This is a genomic window from Pseudoxanthomonas sp. UTMC 1351 (genome assembly GCF_040948865.1).
Classification (GTDB): Bacteria; Pseudomonadota; Gammaproteobacteria; order Xanthomonadales; family Xanthomonadaceae; genus Pseudoxanthomonas_A.
The window spans coordinates 20,294-27,307 of record NZ_JAVGJT010000043.1; the positions used below are offsets into that span (position 1 = coordinate 20,294).

Genomic DNA, 7,014 nt, shown 5'->3' on the forward strand with positions numbered 1-7,014 from the left:
TGGAAATCAGCCCGCAACAGATGAGCGAAAGTTAAAAGCCGCAATAATCTCCGACCACAAGAGAGCTATCGAATGAAACTATTATTTCTGTTCAGGCATTCCATCTCCAGCCTGCTCGTGCTCTGCTTGGGAACTTCGCAATTCGCACTCGCGGCGGAATTACCGCTGCAAGCACACACACGGAACGCTACATCGCTCAACGGCGAATGGAGAATCATCGTCGATCCTTACGAAAACGGTTATTACAACTATCGCTGGGAACCGTTCGATCAGCAGGAGACTCCGTCGTTCAATGCGTTCTTTACCGATTCAAAACCCAGAACACCATCCGATCTGATCGAATACGATTTCGATAAGGCCGACACCCTGCAGGTCCCCGGTGATTGGAATACGCAGAAGGAAAAACTTTATTACTACGAGGGCAGCGTTTGGTACCGGAGAAAATTCGATGCGCCAGCTGCGAAACAATCGGATCGCCAGTTCATCTACTTCGGTGCCGTCAACTACCGTGCGGATGTTTATCTGAACGGTAAAAAGCTCGGTATGCATGTAGGCGGTTTTACCCCATTTCACTATGAAGTGACCGGGAAGCTGAAATCCAAAGACAATTCCTTGATTATTAAAGTGGACAACAAACGCCACGCTGATGAAGTCCCCACTCTCAATACCGATTGGTGGAACTACGGCGGAATCACGCGCGATGTGAAGCTCTTTAATACGCCGCGCACCTTCATACGGGATTACACCATTGCACTCGGGTCATGGGAACAGAAAACCGTGACCGGTTCGGTGCTATTGGATGGAGCTAAAGGCGGAGAGAAAATCCAGCTGCGTTTGCCAGAATTAGAAGTACAGCAAACCCTCACTGTCGATGAAAACGGAGATGCCACCTTCTCATTTGCAGTGCCTGACGCAGAGCTCTGGTCGCCGGAAAATCCCAAACTCTATTCCGTCCAAATCAGCAGTGGCGGCGATAAGCTAATCGACGATATTGGTCTGCGCACGATTACCACCCAAGGCAAACAATTATTGCTGAATGGCAAGCCGATTTTCTTGCGCGGCATCTCGGTACACGAAGAATATTCCGCCGATGGCGGTGGCCGTGTCAGCAGCGCCAAAGAAGCTGAGACGTTGTTAGGCTGGGCAAAAGAGTTGAACGCAAATTTTGTGCGCCTCGCCCACTATCCGCACAATGAAGATATGGTGCGTCTCGCGGACCGAATGGGTTTACTGGTTTGGTCGGAAATTCCCGTCTACTGGACGATCAACTGGAAGAACGAAGCCACGTATCAGAATGCAGAAGCGCAACTAGCCGAGATGATCGAGCGCGATAAGAACCGTGCAGCAGTCATCATATGGTCGCTCGCCAACGAAACGCCGATATCGGAAGCTCGCAATCAGTTCCTCGCGCGCCTCGCAAGAAAAGCGCGTGAGTTGGATAGCACGCGCTTGCTAAGCGCGGCTATGGAAAAGCATTACCGTAGCGACAATCCCAATATCGCGGTCGTAGAGGATCCGCTGGCGGATCTGGTGGACATGGTGAGCTTCAACCAATACATCGGCTGGTACGACGGTCTGCCGGAAAAAGCCGACAAGGTGACCTGGGAAATCAACTACGACAAACCGGTATTCGTGAGCGAGTTCGGCGGCGGCGCGAAGCAGGGTTATCACGGCGATGTAAACACGATTTTCACCGAAGAGTTCCAGGAGAACCTCTACAGGAAGAGCTTGGGCATGATCGATAGAATCGACGGCTTTGTGGGCACCTCACCCTGGATTCTTGCCGACTTCCGCTCCCCGCGCCGCCAGCTCGATGGCATTCAGGATGATTACAATCGCAAGGGAATTTATTCGAGTAGCGGCATAAAGAAAAAGTCTTTCTTTGTGTTGAAAGAGTTTTACGATAAGAAGGAACAATCGGGAGCAGCGTCGACGAAAGGGGAAGAAGGTAATTAGGCCCACAATTGCGTTCCAACCCGTTGCTTCGACAAGCTGCTGGAATTCGACCAACAAAGCGGGTTTGCAATGGCGTCTCTATGACCCCCTAACTACGATTAGATCCCAAAAGGGCCGTAGGCTGGGTTTGCGCGCAAGCTTATCCGGATTCCCCGTGATGAAGGCTTTCTGCCCGCTGGTTGGCGTTGCTTACTGCAAGCCGTAGCCCCGTGGCACGCCATTGCCGCCATGCAGCATGAAGCCAGGCTGGCTGTGTTGTCCGCGAGTAGCCCAGCCTCACACCAGCTACCAAGGGCGCCGCCTAGAATCGTGCCGTCCACAGACAGGAGGCACGCATATGTCGTCGTTAGCGATCTATCTCTTAGGTATTGCGGTGTTGATCGGTGGTTTGGCGTATGGCGCGCATCTGGCCGGTCTGGCTACGCAATGGATCGCGGTGGGTACGGTCGTGCTGCTGGGCATCGGCATCGTCACCGCGGTATCCCGCACCCGAAGCAAGGATCCGCCCGCCGATCCGGGTTCTTGAGCCCGGGAAACAGAGGCGGAGTGCACTTCTTTAGTCTGAAGCTAGCCTTGGCTTTCCGAGCGAGGCGGCTTGACCAGCCTTCGGCTGTTGAAGAGCTTCTCAACGGCGCAGCCGGTCCGCCCATCGCGAGCCATGCCAGCCGAACCGTATCCCGCGAGCTGACCCTGTTCGCTGGGCGGATGAGTTGGCTCAGCGCGTTTGACCCGCAAGATGCCTGGCAAAGAACGGCAGAACCTTTGCCTGGAACCGTTCCGGGACGCGATTGCCGTGGTCGCCCTCATACACCTCAAAGTGATGTGTGATGCCGTAGCGATTCAGTTCGGTATGCATCGCGTTGCTATCGGCGAGGATGAAATCCTCGTTGCCCACATCGAGCGAAATGGCGGTCATCGATCGTAGCGCCGGGAGGTATTGCGGCAGCATCGCCTGCGGTGCGTTTGCGGCCCATTTGGCGAGGACCAGCGGGTCCAGGGCGTCGCCCTCAGCACCGCTGTCCAGGAATAAAGGCGGTTTGTTCGGCGCGGGCGACCAGGCGGCGGCCGCGGCGAGGTCGAAGCGCTTATCGAACTCGGGTTTGAGCGCCTGTTGCAGCGTGACGCTATCGATCGCCTTCGCCTGCCCAAGGGGGATGGTGCGCGGGATCAGGCAGCAGCTGCTCATCGCGTAGAGGCTGGAAAAGACGTGCGGGAATTTCATCCCGATCCTCAGCGTGCCGTAGCCGCCCATCGAATGGCCCGAGAGGCCGCGGCTCTCGCGGCGGGCGAGGGTGCGGTAATGGCGGTCAATGTGCGCGACCAGATCGCGCGCCACGAAGGTTTCGAAATCGCCGACCGTAGGCGAGTTCGAAAACATCGAGCCACCCAACCGCGTGTAGCCGTCTGGGAGCACCAGGATCATCTCTTGCGCGCCGGCGGCGAAGGCGGTGCGAGTCGCGTCAGGTGCCTTTAGATAGTCCAGGTAGATTTGCGCGGTGTCGCCAAAGCCATGGAGAAAATAGACCACCGGGTAGCGTCGGTTCGGTTCTTTCGCGTAGCTCGGCGGCAGGACAACGAAGACATCGCGGTCGGCGCTGTTGCCTTCCAGATTGCCTTCCAGCGAGGTGCCGTGGACCGAAATCTTTTCGGTACCGGCCTGGGCCGGGGCAACGCACAAGGCCAGCGCCATCAGCATCAATGCCACGATTTTGTTCATGCTCTTCTTTCCTTAGTGTCTGGTCCAAGCCGACCGCGAAGCCGCGTCGGGTGCATGAACTGTGGTTTGCTACAAAGAAGGCATCGGAGCCGGCGTGCCCGGGTATAGTACGTCCGCTATGGCGGGTACGTCGCCCGGCCACTAATCACGGAGAGATGTCATGGGTCTTGTTCAAGCGGTGACGGGCGCGGTCGGTGGCATGCTCGGCGATCAGTGGAAGGACTTCTACACGGTGCCGGACGGCCTGCCGCCGACGGCGGCGCTGTTCGCCGCGGTGCCGCGCGGCACCAACGCCGGGCGCGGCTCCAACACGCAGGGCTCCTCCAACATCATCACCAACGGCTCCAAGATCGTGGTGCCCGAGGGCTACGGGCTGCTGCTGTTCCAGGACGGCAAGATCACCGGCTTCGCCGCGGAGCCGGGCGGCTACGAATGGCGGTCGGACGACCTCAACTCGCAGTCGGTCTTCGCGGGCGATGGATTGGTCAGCCCGCTCATCAAGCAGAGCTGGGAACGTTTCAAGTTCGGCGGCCAGCCCGGTTCGCAGCAGGCGGCCTTCTTCGTTTCGCTGAAGGAACTGCCTGAAAACCGCTTCGGCACGCAGTCGGAAATCTACTGGGACGACGGCTTCCTCAACACCCAGGTCGGCGCGGTCACTCGCGGCTCCTACACGCTGAAGATCGTCGATCCCATCCTGTTCGTGAAGAACTTCGTGCCCGCCAGCTACCTGCAGCCGGGCAAGGTCTTCGACTTCACCGATATGGAAAACGCCGCCGCCGGCCAGCTCTTCAACGAAGTCGTCGGTTCGCTGGCCCCGGCCTTCAGCCTGTACTCCAACGATCCCGCCAAGGGCAATCGCATCACCAAGCTGCAACAGGATTCGCTGGGTTTCGCCAAGAGCCTGTCCGATGCCGTGGAGAACGGCTACCAGTGGAAATCCGACCGCGGCCTGGCCATCGTCAAAACCGCCATCGTATCGATCGAATACGACCCCAACACACGAGAGCTGCTGAAGACCGTGCAGCGCGCTGATGCGCTCGCCGGTTCGCGTGGCAACTCCAACCTGCAGGCGAGCGTCGCGCAGGGCATCCAGTCGGCGGGAGAAAACGGTGGCGCCGCAGGACTGGTCGGCGTGGGCATGGCCTCGGGCATGCTCGGCGGCATCGGCAACATCCAGCAGCCGGCCACGCCGGCGGCACCGGCCGCTGACGATCCGGTCGCCAAGCTGAAGAAAGCCAAGGAGATGCTCGATCTTGGCCTGATCACGCAGGACGACTACGACGCGCTCAAGGCCAAGGCGTTGGGCCTGTAAACCGGGAACCACGCAACGCATATGTCGAGCGCCAATCGTCCTCCTCCGTTGCCGCCGCAGTTGCCGCCGGTCAGCGGCCCGGGATCGCCGCAGGACGTGCCACCCCTGCCGGGCAGCGTGCCGATCGACACGGCCACGCTGCCCGAAGCGATCCGCGAGGAATTGCTGGCGCCCGACCCAGTCGCCATCGATACGGCCGCCACCGAGCTGAAGGACGGCCTCAACCGCTGCCCGAAATGCGGTGCGACCGATATCCGGCACAAGCCTGGCAGCGATCTTCTGGTCTGCCTGTACTGCCGCAACGAATGGCACGGCGTGCGGGTCGAGGAGGAATTCGGGTTCGGCGAGGGAATCGCCCAACTCAAGGGCACGGTCATCGCCTCCGGTGCGCGCGACATCGCCGCCGACGCCGCCAGCCTGATGAGCTTCAAGTGCACCGGCTGCGGCGCCGAGGTGACGGTCAACACCGACAATGCGATGACGGCGCGCTGCCACTGGTGCCGGCACGTGCTTGGCGTCAACGAGCAGGTGGCCAACGGCGCAGTGCCTGATGCGGTGCTGCCCTTCCATATCAAGAAAGAAGACGCGGTCGCGCGCATCCGCCAGTTCGTGGACAAGCGCCGACTGTTCGCGCTGAAGGAATTCAAGGAACAGTTCACGCCAGAGAACGTGGTCGGCGTGTATCTGCCCTACATGATCGTCGACGGCAACGTCAGTGTGGAGGTCGCCGGCGAGGGCGAGATACAAACGCGCGAATACACGCGCGGTACCGGCGACAAGAAGAAGACCTACTACGACGCCGACGTTTACCAGGTGGAACGCCAGGTGGACTTCACGGTGGACGATCTGCCGCTGGAGTCCTCCACCGAACGCGGCAACCTGGATACGAGAACCAACACCAACAACATCATCAATACCATCCTGCCCTTCGACACCAAGAACGCGGTGAAGTGGAACGCGTCCTACCTGTCGGGCTTCACTTCGGAAAAGCGCAACACAGACGTCGAACGCCTGCGGCCGCGCCTTGAAGACCAGTTGCTGTCGGTCGGTCGCGCCCAGGTCGAAAGGTCGGTGAGCCGCTACGACCGCGGCGTGCGCTGGGAACGCGAACGCCTCAGCGTGCACGGCACGCGCTGGGTATCGATGTACCTGCCGGTCTGGCTTTATTCCTACCACCAGCCGGGCGCCAACGGCGGCATGCTGCACTACATCGCGGTGAACGGCCGCACCGGCGAAACTATGGGCAGCGTGCCGGTGCAGCAGTGGAAGCTGATCACTACCGCGCTCACGGTGGGCACGTTCCTCGAAGGCATCGCACTCTGGATCATGGTGAGCACGTCATGAGCGACGACAGTGGGCTATGGCTGCTGGCAATCGGCCCGGCCGGCGCAGCTGCGCTGTACTGGGCCTTGTACCGGTACTACCGAAACACCGACAAATCGCACGCCTTCGAACGCGAAACGGTCATTGAGGCGCAGCCGGTGACGGGCTCGGACCAGAAAATCGGCGAGAACAACGGCACCCGGGACGCGAGCATCTCGGGCAATAACGTCAGTGCGTATCGCACGCGCGTGGAACGTGTGCGGGACGAGGCCGGATTGTAGGAGTGACGTCAGTCGCGATGGGGCTTTGCCTGTAAAGCTTCATCGCGACTGACGTCGCTCCTACAGGTCATGGGCGTTTGCTTTTGTAGGAGCGGCGTCCCGCCGCGAGCTTTTTCCCTGGTGGTTCGATAGAGCAAGAGCTCGCGCCGAGACGGCGCTCCTACGGTCATGGGCATTTGCTTTTGTAGGAGCGGCGTCCCGCCGCGAGCTTTTCCCTGGCGGTTCGACAGAGCAAGAGCTCGCGCCGAGACGGCGCTCCTACGGTGATGGGCGTTCGCTTTTGTAGGAGCGGCGTCCCGCCGCGAGCTTTTCCCCCGGCGGTTCGATAGCGCAAGAGCTCGCGCCGAGACGGCGCTCCTACGGTCATGGGCATTTGCTTTTGTAGGAGCGGCGTCCCGCCGCGAGCTCTTTCCCTGGCGGTTCGA

The 7,014-nt window shown here is 59.8% G+C and carries 6 protein-coding genes; 5 read left to right on the forward strand and 1 reads right to left on the reverse strand.

The genetic code is table 11. The features are described 5' to 3' along the window. Positions 1-72: 72 nt before the first annotated feature. The gene (locus AB6O04_RS19755) at positions 73-1,956 is read left to right on the forward strand and encodes a glycoside hydrolase family 2 protein (protein ID WP_368566120.1); all 1,884 of its coding nucleotides are present in this window, start codon (positions 73-75) and stop codon (positions 1,954-1,956) included. 337 nt (positions 1,957-2,293) lie between these two features. Further along, positions 2,294-2,482, forward strand: coding sequence for a hypothetical protein (locus tag AB6O04_RS19760; protein ID WP_368566121.1), 189 nt, complete (start codon positions 2,294-2,296; stop codon positions 2,480-2,482). Positions 2,483-2,671: 189 nt separating this feature from the next. Here the strand turns inward: AB6O04_RS19760 and AB6O04_RS19765 are convergent, their stop codons facing one another. Further along, complete coding sequence (locus AB6O04_RS19765) at positions 2,672-3,673, reverse strand: alpha/beta hydrolase (protein ID WP_368566122.1); 1,002 nt, start codon at positions 3,671-3,673, stop codon at positions 2,672-2,674. A gap of 160 nt (positions 3,674-3,833) precedes the next feature. Between AB6O04_RS19765 and AB6O04_RS19770 the strand changes: the two genes are divergently transcribed. From AB6O04_RS19770 to AB6O04_RS19780, 3 genes are read left to right on the forward strand one after another with little or no spacing between them, the layout of a single operon-like run. Beyond that, the gene (locus tag AB6O04_RS19770; protein ID WP_368566123.1) at positions 3,834-4,985 is read left to right on the forward strand and encodes an SPFH domain-containing protein; all 1,152 of its coding nucleotides are present in this window, start codon (positions 3,834-3,836) and stop codon (positions 4,983-4,985) included. Between the two features lie 21 nt (positions 4,986-5,006). Beyond that, a complete protein-coding gene (locus AB6O04_RS19775) occupies positions 5,007-6,329 on the forward strand; it encodes a TFIIB-type zinc ribbon-containing protein (RefSeq protein WP_368566124.1) in 1,323 nt (440 codons plus the stop codon). Beyond that, on the forward strand, positions 6,326-6,589 hold the full coding sequence (locus tag AB6O04_RS19780; protein ID WP_368566125.1) for a hypothetical protein: 264 nt from the start codon (positions 6,326-6,328) through the stop codon (positions 6,587-6,589). Before AB6O04_RS19775 ends, AB6O04_RS19780 begins: the two co-directional genes overlap by 4 nt. Positions 6,590-7,014: the final 425 nt, after the last annotated feature.